This window comes from Metabacillus crassostreae, assembly GCF_016908395.1.
GTDB lineage: Bacteria > Bacillota > Bacilli > Bacillales > Bacillaceae > Metabacillus > Metabacillus crassostreae.
On the sequence record NZ_JAFBDU010000006.1, the window covers coordinates 147,731 to 163,264 of the forward strand.

Annotated in this window: 16 protein-coding genes; 8 read left to right on the top strand and 8 right to left on the bottom strand. The window is 33.6% G+C overall.

Annotated elements, in window-relative coordinates:
- Positions 1–63: 63 nt before the first annotated feature.
- Positions 64–1,206, bottom strand: coding sequence for a glycerate kinase (locus JOC75_RS17250; RefSeq protein WP_204955225.1), 1,143 nt, complete (start codon positions 1,204–1,206; stop codon positions 64–66).
- Between the two features lie 414 nt (positions 1,207–1,620).
- On the opposite strand from JOC75_RS17250, the gene JOC75_RS17255 reads away from it, so the two are divergent.
- A complete protein-coding gene (locus tag JOC75_RS17255) occupies positions 1,621–2,148 on the top strand; it encodes a hypothetical protein (protein ID WP_204955226.1) in 528 nt (175 codons plus the stop codon).
- Between the two features lie 208 nt (positions 2,149–2,356).
- Positions 2,357–3,085, top strand: a complete 729-nt coding sequence (locus JOC75_RS17260; protein WP_204955227.1) for a YwaF family protein — start codon at positions 2,357–2,359, stop codon at positions 3,083–3,085.
- Positions 3,086–3,131: 46 nt separating this feature from the next.
- Here JOC75_RS17260 and JOC75_RS17265 read toward each other — a convergent pair whose 3' ends face one another.
- Positions 3,132–3,317, bottom strand: a complete 186-nt coding sequence (locus JOC75_RS17265) for a hypothetical protein (protein ID WP_204955228.1) — start codon at positions 3,315–3,317, stop codon at positions 3,132–3,134.
- A gap of 243 nt (positions 3,318–3,560) precedes the next feature.
- Between JOC75_RS17265 and JOC75_RS17270 the strand changes: the two genes are divergently transcribed.
- Positions 3,561–4,187 (top strand): metal-dependent hydrolase, encoded by a 627-nt coding sequence (locus tag JOC75_RS17270; protein WP_204955229.1) that lies wholly within the window; start codon positions 3,561–3,563, stop codon positions 4,185–4,187.
- Positions 4,188–4,285: 98 nt separating this feature from the next.
- The gene (locus JOC75_RS17275; protein ID WP_204955230.1) at positions 4,286–5,140 is read left to right on the top strand and encodes an AraC family transcriptional regulator; all 855 of its coding nucleotides are present in this window, start codon (positions 4,286–4,288) and stop codon (positions 5,138–5,140) included.
- 329 nt (positions 5,141–5,469) lie between these two features.
- Here JOC75_RS17275 and JOC75_RS17280 read toward each other — a convergent pair whose 3' ends face one another.
- Complete coding sequence (locus JOC75_RS17280; RefSeq protein ID WP_204955231.1) at positions 5,470–6,195, bottom strand: 3D domain-containing protein; 726 nt, start codon at positions 6,193–6,195, stop codon at positions 5,470–5,472.
- A 320-nt stretch (positions 6,196–6,515) separates the two neighbouring features.
- Between JOC75_RS17280 and htpG the strand changes: the two genes are divergently transcribed.
- Complete coding sequence (gene htpG, locus JOC75_RS17285) at positions 6,516–8,396, top strand: molecular chaperone HtpG (RefSeq protein ID WP_204955232.1); 1,881 nt, start codon at positions 6,516–6,518, stop codon at positions 8,394–8,396.
- A gap of 372 nt (positions 8,397–8,768) precedes the next feature.
- Here htpG and JOC75_RS17290 read toward each other — a convergent pair whose 3' ends face one another.
- The 3 genes from JOC75_RS17290 to hxlR all read right to left on the bottom strand — a co-directional run bounded on the left by JOC75_RS17290 (position 8,769) and on the right by hxlR (position 11,394).
- On the bottom strand, positions 8,769–9,437 hold the full coding sequence (locus JOC75_RS17290; protein WP_204955233.1) for a GNAT family N-acetyltransferase: 669 nt from the start codon (positions 9,435–9,437) through the stop codon (positions 8,769–8,771).
- A 27-nt stretch (positions 9,438–9,464) separates the two neighbouring features.
- Positions 9,465–10,322 (bottom strand): carbon-nitrogen hydrolase family protein, encoded by an 858-nt coding sequence (locus JOC75_RS17295; RefSeq protein ID WP_204955234.1) that lies wholly within the window; start codon positions 10,320–10,322, stop codon positions 9,465–9,467.
- A gap of 706 nt (positions 10,323–11,028) precedes the next feature.
- Positions 11,029–11,394, bottom strand: a complete 366-nt coding sequence (hxlR, locus tag JOC75_RS17300) for a transcriptional activator HxlR (RefSeq protein WP_204955235.1) — start codon at positions 11,392–11,394, stop codon at positions 11,029–11,031.
- A 193-nt stretch (positions 11,395–11,587) separates the two neighbouring features.
- Here hxlR and hxlA point away from each other — a divergent pair, with 193 nt between their 5' ends.
- Complete coding sequence (hxlA, locus tag JOC75_RS17305) at positions 11,588–12,220, top strand: 3-hexulose-6-phosphate synthase (protein WP_204955236.1); 633 nt, start codon at positions 11,588–11,590, stop codon at positions 12,218–12,220.
- 6 nt (positions 12,221–12,226) lie between these two features.
- Complete coding sequence (gene hxlB, locus JOC75_RS17310) at positions 12,227–12,784, top strand: 6-phospho-3-hexuloisomerase (RefSeq protein ID WP_204955237.1); 558 nt, start codon at positions 12,227–12,229, stop codon at positions 12,782–12,784.
- 148 nt (positions 12,785–12,932) lie between these two features.
- Here the strand turns inward: hxlB and JOC75_RS17315 are convergent, their stop codons facing one another.
- Entirely contained in the window at positions 12,933–13,274 is a 342-nt protein-coding gene (locus JOC75_RS17315) for a DUF2642 domain-containing protein (RefSeq protein WP_338036603.1), read from the bottom strand.
- 219 nt (positions 13,275–13,493) lie between these two features.
- Here JOC75_RS17315 and JOC75_RS17320 point away from each other — a divergent pair, with 219 nt between their 5' ends.
- On the top strand, positions 13,494–13,862 hold the full coding sequence (locus JOC75_RS17320; RefSeq protein WP_204955239.1) for a hypothetical protein: 369 nt from the start codon (positions 13,494–13,496) through the stop codon (positions 13,860–13,862).
- A 115-nt stretch (positions 13,863–13,977) separates the two neighbouring features.
- Here the strand turns inward: JOC75_RS17320 and JOC75_RS17325 are convergent, their stop codons facing one another.
- Entirely contained in the window at positions 13,978–15,534 is a 1,557-nt protein-coding gene (locus tag JOC75_RS17325; RefSeq protein WP_204955240.1) for a response regulator transcription factor, read from the bottom strand.

Sequence of the window (15,534 nt, forward strand, 5' to 3'; positions counted from 1 at the left end):
AAGGCTCAAATCCAGTTTAATAGTGGAATTGAGCCTTTTTTTTATCTACGTGTCTATAAAACCTTATTTAAGAAGATCCAACTTTATAATGGAAGCAATATTTTTTGCTGTTATTGTTGTATATATTTCTGCTTGATCTACAGCCTGAGCTAGTGTCATAGCACCTGGAACAATACTAAATAGGGCAGCAATTCCATGATCCTTCACTACTTCACTTTCATTTGATAATGCCCCTGTAATAGCAATAACAGGAATATTGTATTTCTTAGCGGCTCTTGCCACTCCAATTGGCGCTTTGCCGTGTATTGTTTGAGAATCAATTCTTCCTTCACCTGTTATAACACATGTTGCATTCTTAACATGTTTATCAAAATCAACCTTCTCTAAAACAATATCAACACCACTTTTAAATTTAGCTGATGAAAAAGCTGCCATTACTCCAAATCCAAGGCCTCCAGCAGCACCTGCACCAGGTTTATTTCTTAACTTTAATTTTAGTGTTGTTTCAATAAGATCTGCAAAATGTTCTAAATTTTTATCGAGAATCTTTACTGTTTCATTTGTTGCTCCTTTTTGAGGACCAAAGATTGCTGAAGCACCTGATGGACCAATCAGAGGATTATCTACATCACAAGCAACTTCTATTTTAGTTTTGTGTATTCTTTCGTCGATCGTTGTTAAATCTATCATTGATAAATCAAGTAAACTAGCTCCACCAAATTTGATTTGCTGGCCTTTAGAATTTAGGAGTTTTCCTCCTAATGCTTGAATCATACCAGCACCACCATCGTTTGTAGCACTTCCACCAATTCCAAGTATAATGTGTTTTGCTCCACAATCTAAGGCAGCAGAGATAAGCTCACCTGTTCCATAGCTGGTTGTTAAAAGTGGGTTTCTTCGTTCAGGGGGAACATGTTGCAAACCAGAAGCTGCAGCCATTTCGACAACTGCTGTTTCACCGTCACCGGATAAACCAAAAAACGCTGGCACTTGTATACCTAATGGACCTGTAACATGGTATTCAACAATCTTGCCCTGTAATGCATCTACAATTGATTGAACAGTTCCTTCACCACCGTCAGCCATTGGTATTTTAATGTATTCTGCATCGGGAAGAACTTCTTTAAAGCCCTTCTCAATTAAGCTAGCCACTTCTAATGCAGTTAAGCTTTCTTTGAAAGAGTCAGGGGCAATGACAATTTTCATTTTTTAGTCACTCCTATCTCTTATTAATTTATGTGATAAATGACATGATAATGTTTTTCTTGAAAAACTTTTTAAAAAACTTGAAACCTTTTGTGACCAGCAATCGACTAATACATGTAGTAAAGATTATTTAGCTAACTATCATAATAATCTGAAAAATCCGACTGCTTTATTGACTTCCCAAGATAAGATATAAAAAATATTATGATGCTAAATTGCTGTAATGCTGTTAAAGAGCTTATATGCTATTAACCTATTAAATTTTCCTAAAATAATAGTTGAAATTCCTTAAAGGAAAAACTATAATACTATAGGTGAATTGATATTTCTATAAATTTACAATAAATGTTTCTTTTTGTAAATTATGAATGTCTTCATACATACATAACAAAAAGAAAAACGGAGGGTTATTACATGAAAAAGATTTGGTTTTTAATTTCCACTTTGGTATTATCTATTGCTTTAACAGCTTGCTCAGAAGAGAGTAACGGTACAAAGGATGAAAAGGAATCAACAAATGATGAAGCTAAAGCAGAAACAGAGGATGCTGCAAAAAATGCAAAGAGTGCAATGATGCAATTTTATATGAGTGTCTCAAAAGCAATTAATTCACAAGATGGGGATCTAAATACATATGAGGCTTCAGAAGAAGAGCCAACAGCAGAAATGAAAACAAGTGCTGAGGCATCAGCTACAGCTGTAGTTGCTGAATTAGAAAAGGTAGAAATTCCTGAACAACTTAAAGATCAAAAAGCTGACCTTGAAGCAGCTTTAAAGGATCTAACAAGTTCTTACCAAACAAAAGCTGAAGAGCTAAAAAAAGACACACCTTCACTAGAAGCTGCTAATGAGACATTTACAAAGGCAGAAGAGCAAATTGGTAAAGCATTTGAAAGTGTGGGATTGAATGCTTCAAGTCTAGGTACAGAGGTTAATGGATAATAATTGATTGTTTGGAAAAGCCAGTCTTATGTTTTGAGACTGGCTTTTATTTATCATGAAAAGGTAGGATTAGGGAAGAATGATCTTGAATAGGTTACTATAAGGGACAGTGTAAAAGTAATTGTGCATTACAATTTCTCGTTTCTGTAAATATCAATATATAAATAAACAATAAGAGTATGCACTACACGAATTATGGGGGGCATTTATGGAAGAGCTTTTTTTGCCACAAGGTAATAATGAGTTCACTTTATTTTCTCTTGAGCATTTGCTTACTTTATCTGTTTTTATTATCTTAGGAGCTTGTATATTTTTATTTAGAAAAACACTTAGAAAAGAACGGTATAACTTTATTGTGCGACTTTTAATATTTATTATCATGTTAATTTCGGAGGTTAGCCTTCATATATGGTTGTATTGGTATGATTCTTGGACTTATAGACATTCGCTTCCATTACATTTGAGTAGTATTACACTTTTGCTATCAGCTATTATGTTGCTAACAAAACGGTATTCCTTATTTGAATTCACATATTTTGCTGGAGTTGGTAGTGCATTGCAAGCAATGGTCACACCAGATATAAGTCACTACACATTTCCCCATTACCGCTATGTTCACTTTTTTATCGCCCATGGACTCACAATTATTGCGAATCTCTTTATGGTTTTTGTAAATGGATTTCTTCCAACATTTAAATCAATTTGGAAGGCATTTCTATGGTTAAACGCTTATGCCATTCTTATTTTTATGATTAATCTTTGGGTTGGTGGAAATTACATGTATATTTCACGAAAACCTCTTAATCCTACAATGATCGATTTTTTTGGACCGTGGCCATGGTATATAATTCCACTAGAATTTGTGGCAATAGCAACGTTTCTGCTATTATATCTTCCTTTTGCCCTTAGAAATTTCAAAAGAAAAAAGTCCTTGTAATGTCCTTTTCGAGCGCATACAAGGACATCTTTACTTTTAAACAGATTTAAGAACGTTGAATGGTACTTGTTGAAAATCCTTTTACTAATTTTTGTAAATTACGATGACCTTCTCTTAATTTTATTGTTTCTTCAATTATCTGTTGAAATCCTTCTAAATCTTTATCAGATGCATTTAAAACTGATTTAGGTATACCTTCTGCAATTTGTTGTAATGTTAAATCATCTCTCATAGTTAAAACACCCTTTCTATCGTTTCGAATCTCTACCTATAGTTTTTTAGAAAGAAGCTGCAATATCCTGCTCTCTAAAGATAAAATTTATCTACATTTCTCGCCAATTTTCCGAATATCTACATAGAATTCTCCATCATCATTAAAAATATGACGTAAACTGCTAGAACACATCATTTTTCTCCCTTTTAATCGTGTATACTTAAAATCTAAATTTATATAAAAATAGAAATAGGTGAAAAAATGAAAGGAACAACACATGCTATTTTAGGTGGTGTAGGAGGCTTAGTTGTTAGTCAATCACTAGTAACAGATCCAACACAAGCAGCAATATTAATAGGAGTTGGATGTGTGGCAGGTCTTGTACCAGATATGGATATTGACGGGAAGTTAAGCAACAAAATTACGTTTTCTCATAAAATTGTTCGAACCATTGTCCAATTAATAGGGTGTTTTCTTATCTTTCAAGGACTACTTTTTGAGGCAAAAGAAGGGCAGATCATCAGTGTGCTCATTGGTGTTAGTTTATTTGTACTTTCAACATTGATTAAACAAAGACATATGTTAACTGTTACAGGAATTGGAGTTTTAGTAGCAGGGGCTTCAATAGAAGAATTATGGTTGAGTTTGCTTGGAATATACATATTAATAGCTTCAGTTGTTTCTCACAGAAGCTATACGCATTCTCTTCTCGGACTATTATACTTTGCTTTCATAGCTTTTTATTTAGAAAATGCATATGAACTAGACGGAATTTTTTGGACCTGCATACTAGGATATAGCAGTCATTTAATAGCTGATTTGAAGCTTTTACCAGTAAATAAAAGGGGAGTAAAGTTATTTTTGCCGCTTTCGAAAAGAGAATTTTAATGAATATTTTCATTTATATAAACCTGTCACACTTGTGCAGAAAATGACAGGGAATTCTTTTCATTGATTGATATTGTATATATGGGAGGTGGAAGCTTATGGAAGGGTTGCAAAGAATGAATGATTCTCTTCAATATATTGAAGGGAAATTAGATTCTACACTTCAAATTGAAGAAATTGCTAAAGTACCTTGTATGTCAAAATTTCATTTTCAACGTATGTTCCAAATGATAACAGGTGTGTCAGTAGCAGAATATATTAGAAAGAGAAAATTGACATTAGCTGCTCAAGAATTAAGTCACTCAAGAGCACGTGTACTAGATATTGCTTTAAAGTATGGCTATGAAAGTCCAGAATCTTTTTCAAAAGCATTTCGTAAAGCACATGGAATTAGCCCTGTTGAAGTAAGAAGAACTGGCATAAATATAAAGGCCTTTCCAAAGTTATCCTTTCAAATTCAATTAAAGGGAGAACAAGAAATGAATTACAAGATCATTCAAAAAGATGAATTTAAGGTGGTTGGTAAGGGGATTGAAATTTCGATGGATCAAAACAACAAAGAAGTTCCATTGTTTTGGGAGCAGTCAAATAAAAGTGGATGGACTAAAATGTTAGCTGCTCAAGCTGGTGTAATGGGATTAATGGGTATTTGTTTAGATCATAACCACAAACAAGAAAATATGACTTATTTTATTGGAATAGAAAAGAACAGTGAAAAAATCATTCAAGATTGCGAAGAAAGAATCATACCTGCATCTACATGGGCGGTTTTTGAAGTAGTTGGGCCAATGCCACATTCGATACAAACATTATGGAAGAGAATCTTCTCAGAGTGGTTTCCATCAACTGGCTACGAGCATGGAAATGCTCCTGAAATAGAGGTATACCCAGATGGTGATCCAAACGCTGAAGATTACCGATCTGAGATATGGGTACCGATTATCAAGAGATAATTTTTGGGGAAAGTCTTCATCAAGATGATGGAGACTTTTTTGGCGGAAGGAAAATGAAACCTTTAGTGTAAGAGGTTAAGAATGTAAAGGGATCATAGGGTTGATGAAGGACATTGAAGAAGCAGAACCAGTATGAATTGGTTCTCATAAAGCGTATGAAGGACATTGGAGCAGCAGAACCGGAATGAGTTGGTTCTCATGAAGTGGGTAAAGCACTTTAGAGAGCAAGATAAACACGAAAAAGGGTCTACATTCAATAATGAAGACCCACACGATCTATTAAAATATCAATTGTTTAACTAGTTACTAAACATATCCAGAACTCCGACCTACTCCAACACTTTTATTCTAACTTCTTTCCTACCCCAATCCAATGCCGCAGATTTACTAGGAATGAATAGATCAATTTTATTTCCTTTAATCGCACCGCCTGTATCTCCTGCAATTGCCTCACCATAGCCTTCTACATAAACTTTTGAGCCAAGTGGAATAACGGAAGGATCAACTGCAATTACTTTTGCACTCGGGTTTTTATGTAAATTGATACCTGTAGCAGTTGTCCCAGAACATCCTTCACAATTTGCTGTATAGGCCGTTGCTGTGACAGTTAGTTCTTTACTGTTAGCTTTTGGTGATGTTGTGGTCTGCTTTACCTTTGTATCTGCTACTTGTTTTTTTGAAGATGATTTCGAGCTATCTATATTTTTAGCATTTTGAACGATTAGTTCTTCACCAGGTTGAATAATCGCGGAATCTAATTTATTCCAATTTTGTAGCTCATCTATAGTAACATTATATTCTTTTGCAATATCCCAAAGAGACTCACCTGCTTTTACTACATGTGTATGATGTACAATTAATTTATCATTTGGACGAATTAGGTCACCTGATAAATTGTTTAACTCAATCAAAGAATCAACTGTGACATTTTCTCTTTCTGCAATAGTCCAAAGGGTATCACCTGCATTTACCTCTACCTCGTGTGCTGAGGCGCTTGTCGCAAATCCAGCACTAATTGCTGCAGCAGCGACGAAACCTAGTATTCTTCTTTTCATAAAAATTACCTCCTTGTTAGCTTGTTGCTAATCAATGCACCAATCTTAACACGAAAAACTAGCTTTAAAAGAACAAGCAGTTAACAGTTTGTTTACGTTGTTACGATCATGTAATAGAAACATTACAATCTGTTCCGTTTATTTGAATAATAGTGATATAATGGTTTTGTTTACATAAAAAGGAACTTATGTGTTCGATTATTGTAAAATTATTGACAGTTCTTTTTCTATATGATATTTAAAATATAGTGTTAGCACTTGATAGAGTTGAGTGCTAAAATTAAAAGATAGGCAGTTAATATTGAAAGGAGAAATTGATCATGGCAAAGCAACAATTTAAAGCAGAATCAAAACGATTATTAGAGATGATGATTAACTCTATTTATTCTCAGAGAGAAGTATTTTTAAGAGAGCTCATTTCAAATGCAAGTGATGCGATTGACAAAATTTATTACAAAGCATTAACAGATGAATCATTAACCTTTGATCAAGAAAACTATTACATAAAAGTAACACCTAATAAGGAAAAAAGAACATTAACTATTACAGACACTGGAATTGGTATGACGAAAGAAGAGCTAGAAAATAATCTTGGTGTGATTGCTAAGAGCGGCTCTTTAGCTTTTAAAACAGAAAATGAACTAAAAGATGGACATGATATTATTGGTCAGTTTGGTGTAGGTTTTTATGCAGCATTTATGGTAGCAGATGCTGTAACAGTGATTAGTAAAGCACTAGGAAGTGAAGAAGCGTTTAAGTGGCAATCAGAGGGAGCAGAAGGCTACACAATTGAACCTCATGAAAAGGACACTGTTGGTACAGAAATTATTTTACAAATAAAAGAAAATGCTGAAGAAGAGAGTTATGATGAGTTTTTAGAAGAATATTCTCTAAAAACAATTATCAAAAAATACTCTGATTTTATTCGCTATCCAATTAAGATGGATGTTTCTGGTCAAAGACCTAAAGAAGATAGTGAAGATGAGCTAGAATCATATGTAGAAGAACAAACAATTAACAGTATGGTTCCAATTTGGCGTAAAAATAAAAGTGAATTAACAGACGAAGATTATGAAAAGTTTTATCAAGAAAAGCATTATGGATTTGATAAGCCATTAAAGCATATTCATATTAGCGTAGATGGAACGATAAGATATCAATCAATTTTATATATCCCAGAAAATATGCCATTTGATTATTATTCGAAAGAATATGAAAAAGGTCTAGAACTTTATTCAAATGGTGTGTTAATTATGAATAAATCAGCAGATCTTCTTCCTGACTATTTTAGCTTTGTCAAAGGTATGGTAGATTCTGAGGACTTATCATTAAACATTTCTCGTGAAATGCTACAGCATGATCGCCAGTTAAAATTAATTGCTAAAAATATTAATAAGAAAATTAAAAATGAGCTACAAAGCTTACTGAAAAATGATCGTGAAAAATACGAAACATTTTATAAAGCTTTTGGTAGACAGTTAAAATATGGAGTGTATAGTGACTTTGGTAGCAATAAAGAAGTGTTACAGGATTTATTATTATTCCACTCATCAAAAGAAAGTAAGCTTGTTTCACTAGATGAGTATGTATCAAGAATGCCTGAAGATCAAAAATATATTTATTATGCTTCTGGTGAGTCAATTGATCGAATTGAAAAATTACCACAAACAGAGCTAGTATCTGAAAAAGGCTATGAAATTTTATACTTTACTGAAGATATTGATGAATTTGCGATCAAGATGCTTATGAATTATAAAGAGAAGGAATTTAAGTCTGTTTCAAGTGGTGATCTTGGAATAGAATCAGATGAAAATGAAGCTCAAACAGAAACAGAGCAAGCTGAAAACAAAGATCTATTTGACTTTATGAAAAATATCCTTTCTAGCAAAGTTAAGGACGTAAGAATTTCAAAACGTTTAAAATCACATCCCGTATGTTTAACAACGGAAGGTGATGTGACAATTGAAATGGAGAAGATTTTAAGTGCAATGCCTGATAATCAAAATGTGAAGGCAGATAAAGTGCTTGAAATTAATAGTAACCATGAAGTATTCCAATCATTGAAAAATGCGTTTGAACATGATAAAGAAAAGGTTACTTTATATACAAACCTTCTATATAACCAAGCTCTGCTAATTGAAGGATTACCAATTCAAGATCCAGTTGAGTTTACAAATGATATGTGTAAGGTCATGGTTTAAAAATATAATCAATCAAAGAGGATGGGACATAATTAAAGAAATCATTCAAAAAGACGAATAAACCTAAATTCAGTTAAGTTGAAAGAAACAAGTTCGTTCCATTGCGCTGCAGACATAAGATTCGCCGGGGAGGAAGCTAAGCCTCCTCGTAAGCTGCGCGCCTGTGGGGTCTCAGCCTTTCCTCTGAACCCGCAGGAGTCAAATGTCTTCCGCTCCATTACACTAGTTTTTAAAAATAGTATGCAAAATCAAAAAACATTGAAGACTGCAAATAAAAACCCGAACTATTAGGCGAATGTTTAATTGACATATCACCTAATAATTCGGGTTTTTCATTAGCTTGAAAATTTATGTCCCAGCCTATTTTTCACTTTAAAATGCAACAAGCATAAGTTTATCCTTACCTGCTAAATCATTAATCATCTTAATCCAAGATTGAGGCTTATTAGGTAAAACTGTGTAATATCTTTCTAAAAATGCCTTAACTAATTCAGCTTGAATCTCTGTTCTTCCGTCCATAGGTAAAAAACAGAGATCTAAATCTGTTACTTCTTCTCCGTCATTGTTCCAAGAAGGATGAACATATGTGAAGTCAATGCGCTTGTAGCCAAGATGCGCCAGCACTTCACGACGTACGAATGGGTCCATTGGTTTTATGCCACCAAATTCATGATTTTCTACTTTATATGGATCATAAATTTCCGCAAACATTCCAGATAGTTCCTGCCCATTTGCTTTAGCTAGTTCGTTTAAATCTTGTTCTCTTTTAGTAGCTAGAAATGGGCCAACCCCCAAGCCAGCAGAGCCAATGATTGTAAAATCTGTCATGGCAACGTTAAAATCTTCGTAATAGCGATATTCTGTTGCTCCAACAACTTTACCATCATTTACTGCAACAAAAACGCGAATTCCTGGATCTTCGAGAGGTTCTTTCCATAAATCAAACTCTAGAACTTCCTCAGGTGGAAATATATTCTGCATTAACTGGTGCATTTGTGTAAAAAGTGGATCTTTAATGTTTGTTATTCTTGTATAGTTCATCGTTTTAATCTCCTTTTGCAGTGTATTTTATGACCAATCCGGATATAAATCTGTACGTCGATCACGCCATGTTGTAACAGAGCCATTTTGACGAACTTTATAAAGAGGCTCCAAATCAAGATCAGCTGTAACAACCATATCTTGATTGATTTCTCCTTCAACAAGTATTCCACGCGGTGGAAATGGAATATCATTAGGTGTAATGATGGCAGCTTGTCCAAAATTAGAACGCATAAAATCAACAGTTTGAAGAGAGCCAACTGTACTTGAAGATACAACATAAAGTTGATTTTCTATTGCTCGAGCATGGCTCGTATAACGGACACGATAATAGCCATGACGATCATCCGTGCATGTAGGGCAGAAAATAATATCGGCTCCTTTTGCTTTGGCCATACGCACAATTTCCGGAAATTCAATATCATAGCAAGTTAACATAGCTACTGTTCCCTTTTCTGTTTCAAACACTTGCAGATTTTCTCCTGGAGTCATATTCCATTCTTCAATTTCCGTTGGAGTTAAATGCAATTTAGCTTGCTCAACTACTCGACCATCAGGATAAAACATATGAGCCACATTATATAGCATTCCATGTTTTTGAATAACATGTGTACCACCTATAATATGCATCTTTGTTTTCATAGCCAAATCTATAAACAAAGAACGATATTGCTCTGTAAAATCAGGTAGATCCTGTATCGATAACGTTTTACCTTCAGAATCACCGATTGACATTAATTGAGTTGTTAAAAATTCTGGAAATAACACAAATTCTGCATCAAATTCCTGAGCTGTTTTTATATAATGTTCCACTTGATCTGCGAAATCATCAAAGGATTGGATGGTATGGAGGTGATATTGTACAGCAGAAACTCTTAGTTTCATCCAAAATTACCCTCTTTCTTATGTTAGTTTAGTTAATGTAAATGAAGGAGACGAAGTATGTCGCTTCTTTTCTCAATAATGACATTATTGGATAGTATGAAAGATTTAACAAGTAGACACTTTGAAGTTACTAAGTGTGTAAAAGTATACTGTAATCTTTGAAAAATATGATTTTATTAGCTTTTGTTTACTATTTAATTACATATAGCAGTTATATTGCCATTTTTTCTGAAAATAACATAATAAAAAAGAGGTTGGGACATAATTAAAGATGTCATACAAAAAGACGAATAAATCTAAATTCAGTTAAGTTGAAATAAACAAGTAAAGGCTGGGATATAAGTATTTAAAGTAATGGTAAACCCGAAATATTAGGAGATATTTCAATTAATTATTCGCCTAATATTTCGGGGGTTTTATTTGTTGTCTTCAATAGATTTTTAAATTTTGCATATTATTTTTAAGAACTAGTGGAATGGAGCGGAAGACACTAGGGCACCTACGGGAATAGAGGAAAGGCTGTGACCCCACAGGCGCGCAGCTTACGAGGAGGCTCAGCTTCCTCCCCGTGGAAAGCGAGTGTCTGCAGCGCAATGGAACGAACTTGTTTCTTTCAGCTTAACTGAATTTCGATTTATTCGTCTTTTTGCATGACTTCTTCAATTATATCCCAGCCTCTTCTTTACTAATTTAATGCCAAGTATATTTATTGATTAGATGATTTATTTTCATCTATGTTTGGAATAACATTTTCCATATAATTTTTTCCCCATTCATACATCGAATCGAGAATCGGCATCAGGCTTTCTCCTTCTACTGTTAAAGAATATTCCACTTTTGGAGGTACAACAGGATATACCTTTCTGCTTACAATAGAATCTTCTTCTAGTTCGCGCAATTGATTAACGAGCATTCTTTGTGTAATACCAGGAATAAGCGATTTTAATTCACTAAACCGCTTTGTACCTTCTTTCCCCAAGTGCCATAGGATAATCATTTTCCATTTTCCACCAATCACAGAAAGAGTTAGCTCTTTTTCACAATTAAATGTTTTTTCTTCAAAACGTGACATTTCTTTCACCTCATCTTTTATGTTCTCATCTTTCACTTAGTATACTTTTAGACACTATGTAAAGAAAAAGTGCGTACTTTCACTCAATGAATATACAAAGTATACTACACATAACACATGATTTGTGTAGGTTTGTGTTGTGAATCATTTATTCCAATTGAATAGTTGGATTCTAAAATAGGAGGGAATATTAATGGAATTACAGTTAGCGCTAGATTTAGTAAATATCCCAGAAGCAATTAAGTTAGTTAAAGAGGTTGAAGAGCATATTGATATAGTTGAAATAGGGACACCAGTAGTAATAAATGAAGGACTTCGAGCTGTAAAAGAAGTGAAAGCTGCATTTCCTAACTTAAAAGTATTAGCTGATCTTAAAATTATGGATGCTGCAGGGTATGAAGTGATGAAAGCATCTGAAGCAGGTGCAGATATCGTAACGATCCTTGGAGCAGCAGAAGATATGTCAATTAAAGGTGCGGTAGAAGAGGCACGCAAACAAGGGAAAAAAATCCTTGTTGATATGATTGCTGTAAAGGACTTAGCTGGTCGTGCGAAGGAGCTAGATGCATTAGGGGTGGATTATATTTGTGTTCACACTGGGTATGATCTACAAGCTGTTGGTAAAAACTCTTTTGAAGACTTACAAACAATTAAAAGTGTTGTTAAAAATGCAAAAACTGCTATTGCAGGGGGCATTAAATTAGAGACTTTAGCAGAGGTTATCAAAGTCCAACCAGATCTTGTTATTGTTGGTGGAGGAATTACTAGTCAAGAAGATAAAAAAGCAGCAGCTGCTAAAATGCAAGAAATGGTAAAGCAAGGTTAAGGTAATATGAAAACTACTCAATTATTAGCTGAAATTCTGAAAGAACTTGAGAATAGCAGTCAATTAATTTCTGATGAAGAAGCTGAAAGATTAGTAGAAGAAATTCTTGAATCCAAGAAGGTATTTGTAGCTGGGGCAGGTCGTTCTGGTTTTATGGCAAAGTCGTTTGCTATGCGGATGATGCATATGGGTTTTGATGCCTATGTAATCGGAGAAACGGTAACACCTACCTTTGAGAAAGACGATATTCTTATAATTGGCTCTGGCTCTGGGGAAACAAAGAGCTTAGTTACGATTGCTGAAAAGGCTAAAACTCTTTCAGGAAAAATTGCTGCTATAACTATTTTCCCAGATTCTACAATAGGTCAATTAGCAGATTTTACAATTAAATTACCTGGAGCACCAAAGGATAAAACAGAAAATGCTTATAAAACAATTCAGCCGATGGGATCTCTATATGAACAAACACTTTTACTTCTATATGATGCGATTAATTTAAGATTAATGGAAAAAAGAGGTCTTGATTCAACTAAAATGTATGGAAAACATGCAAACCTTGAGTAATGGATATGAATAGATAAAGTATTTCAGAAACTTACATATCTGAAATGAAATTAAAGAAATAAACTGACTTTAGTAGTCATTTGGTTTCCGGTTTTATAAGTATAAAAGGGTTTGGAATGAATTTATTCCGAACCCTTTTTATGCGTTTTTAAGAATAAGAGGCTTTAGGACCTTCAAACCAAATAATTTGTGACAGACGTATATGCAAAGAACGATCTTCTGTATTAAGTTGAACATGGTCAACGGCGACTCCGGCTACTTCGCCTTCCACTCTGCCGGCTGTTGTAACAAGGGCAACTAGCTGTCCTTGGTGTCTACTTAGGTGCTGAACAAAAACTGGATCTAAATTAGTTGAATAATTTGTAGGCTGAGGTATACCAGCGAATGAATAAATAAGAGAGTGGGTTGCAGGCTGATTATGTATGTATCCTGGCTGAACGATTGGATTTTGGATGTATGGAACTTTTTTAGGAAGATTTATAATTAACACTCCTTTATGAAGATATTTTTCGGTTATAAATATGTAACGTTTGCTGAAAGTATGCCGACAACATCTGCTTATAAGTAGTTTAACGAGCAATATAGGTAGATGAATACACATCTTTAAGTCAAATACCCATCAAAAAAGATTATTTATTTCTTTTAGAAGATTGATAAAATCATTTTTTAACCGATATATATAGAAGAATACGTTTAAAGGGGCCTCAAGATGAGCATCGTTGAATTGATAAATACTATAAATAAAAAAGTTGAAGAATTAGATTTAGTTACTGCCAGAAAATTAATTGAAGAAAATATTGAACCATTAAGAGAAAATCGTACAAAATTAAAGAAAAACGCAAGAGAGTTATTTGAATTTATTACGCAGGCCATGGATTCTGGATATAAATCACCAACAAAGCAGGAGCTTTTCATTATAAGTGCAATTAATTCGCAAGCTACAAAATTTGATTTAAGAGGACTCAAGCAAACCCTTAAAGGAAACGAACATTTACTATTAAATAAAGTAGCAAGAGAATTCCTAAATTCTGATGCAAAAGTTTTATTAGAAGGCATGGGTGCAATAATCAAGGAATAATAGAGAAGATACGAAAATGTAAGGATTAATCTTCTTTTTTAACCTGTTGTGATGAATATAAATTAGAATGGCTCAAACACTTTTGTTAAATTCGATCTAGAACAACATTATTGTTCTAGATTGAAATGTTACTACTGCTTTGATTCTTATATTGGCGTGTTGTCAATCCAGTTACTTTTTTAAATGTTCTACAGAAATAGTGTGAATCAGTATATCCAACTTTATTTGCTATTTCATATGTTTTGTCGTTTGTAGTTTTTAATAGCTCCTTTGCCCAATTAATTCGTGTTGTTGTTAAATATTCGATGAATGTGTGACCGGTTTCCTGACTAAACAAATGACTTAAATAAGATGCGTTTACATTTACCTCATCAGCTGCATGCTGAAGTGAAAGTTGTTGATTAGTATAGTTTTCATGAATATATTCCTTTACCTTCTGAATGATTGAGCCGTTTTTGCCAATCAATTTGTCTCTAGAAATGATTGTTATTTTTAGCAAATCAGCCATATATGTGAGTACATCTTGGTATTTCCTAATCCAGCTTGCTTTCATTTCTAATGTGTTAATTTCCTGCATAATTTCTAGTTTTGCAATTTCATATTCCTTTAAATAATGTGTGATGGTAATAGTGAAATCCATTAAAAAATAATAAGTGATAAATGGAGAGCGATTATTATCTTTCTCAAGGTATGAGGAATAAGAACGTGAGAAATTATGAATATCACAAAGCTGACCTGTTTTAAGAAAATGAATTAAGTCTTTTCGTTTAAATTGGTATAATGCTTTCTTCGATTCAATGTCTCTATCAGTTTCTTTTGAATTATATTTATAAATAATACTTGAATAATTTTTTTCTTCATCAGCCTCTGCAAATGATATAGATATTCCTCGAATACGGCTCTCAACGCCCCCAATCCCAAAAATGATAGAATTCTCTACGGTATTTTCTTCATGAGAAATTAATCGCTTTCTAATAAGCTCTGATTCTGTTTCAAGTAACTCCTTTGTTTCTCCTATCATAATAAAGATTGATTCTTTTAATTTTCTACTAAATCTAACACAATTGAATTCATTTTCAATCCAATCCATAGAATAAGATTCAGATGTTGCTTCCACCACAACAACATAGTAATAGCTTGAAATTATACTAAGATTTAAGTTAGCGGCTTTTTTAATTGCATCTGAGGAGTTGTATACACCTTCACAAAGACCATATAAAAACTTATCCCGCGATTCAGTTTTATTCTGAATGGCTTGACTTTCTAAATCAATAAGTCTTTTATTCTCTAATTCTTCTATTTTAATTTGTGAAACCACCCTTGCTAAAATTTCCTGTAAATCCTGGGAACTAACAGGCTTTAAGCAATATTCAGTAATTTGAATTCGCATAGCTTCTCTTGCATATTCAAATTCGTCATGACCACTAAGAATAATGATTTTTATCGAAGGAAATCTTTCTTTGAGAATACGACTAAGTTCAAGACCATCCATAAAGGGCATTTTTATATCAGTAATAACAATGTCTGGTTGATGTTTCTCAATTAAAGGAAGAGCTACTTCACCATCTGAAGCACTTCCGCAAAAAACTAATCCTTCATTCTTCCAATTAATACTGTTCATTATGCCTTCTCGGATATTCACTTCATCATCTACTAAAAATACCTTTTTCAT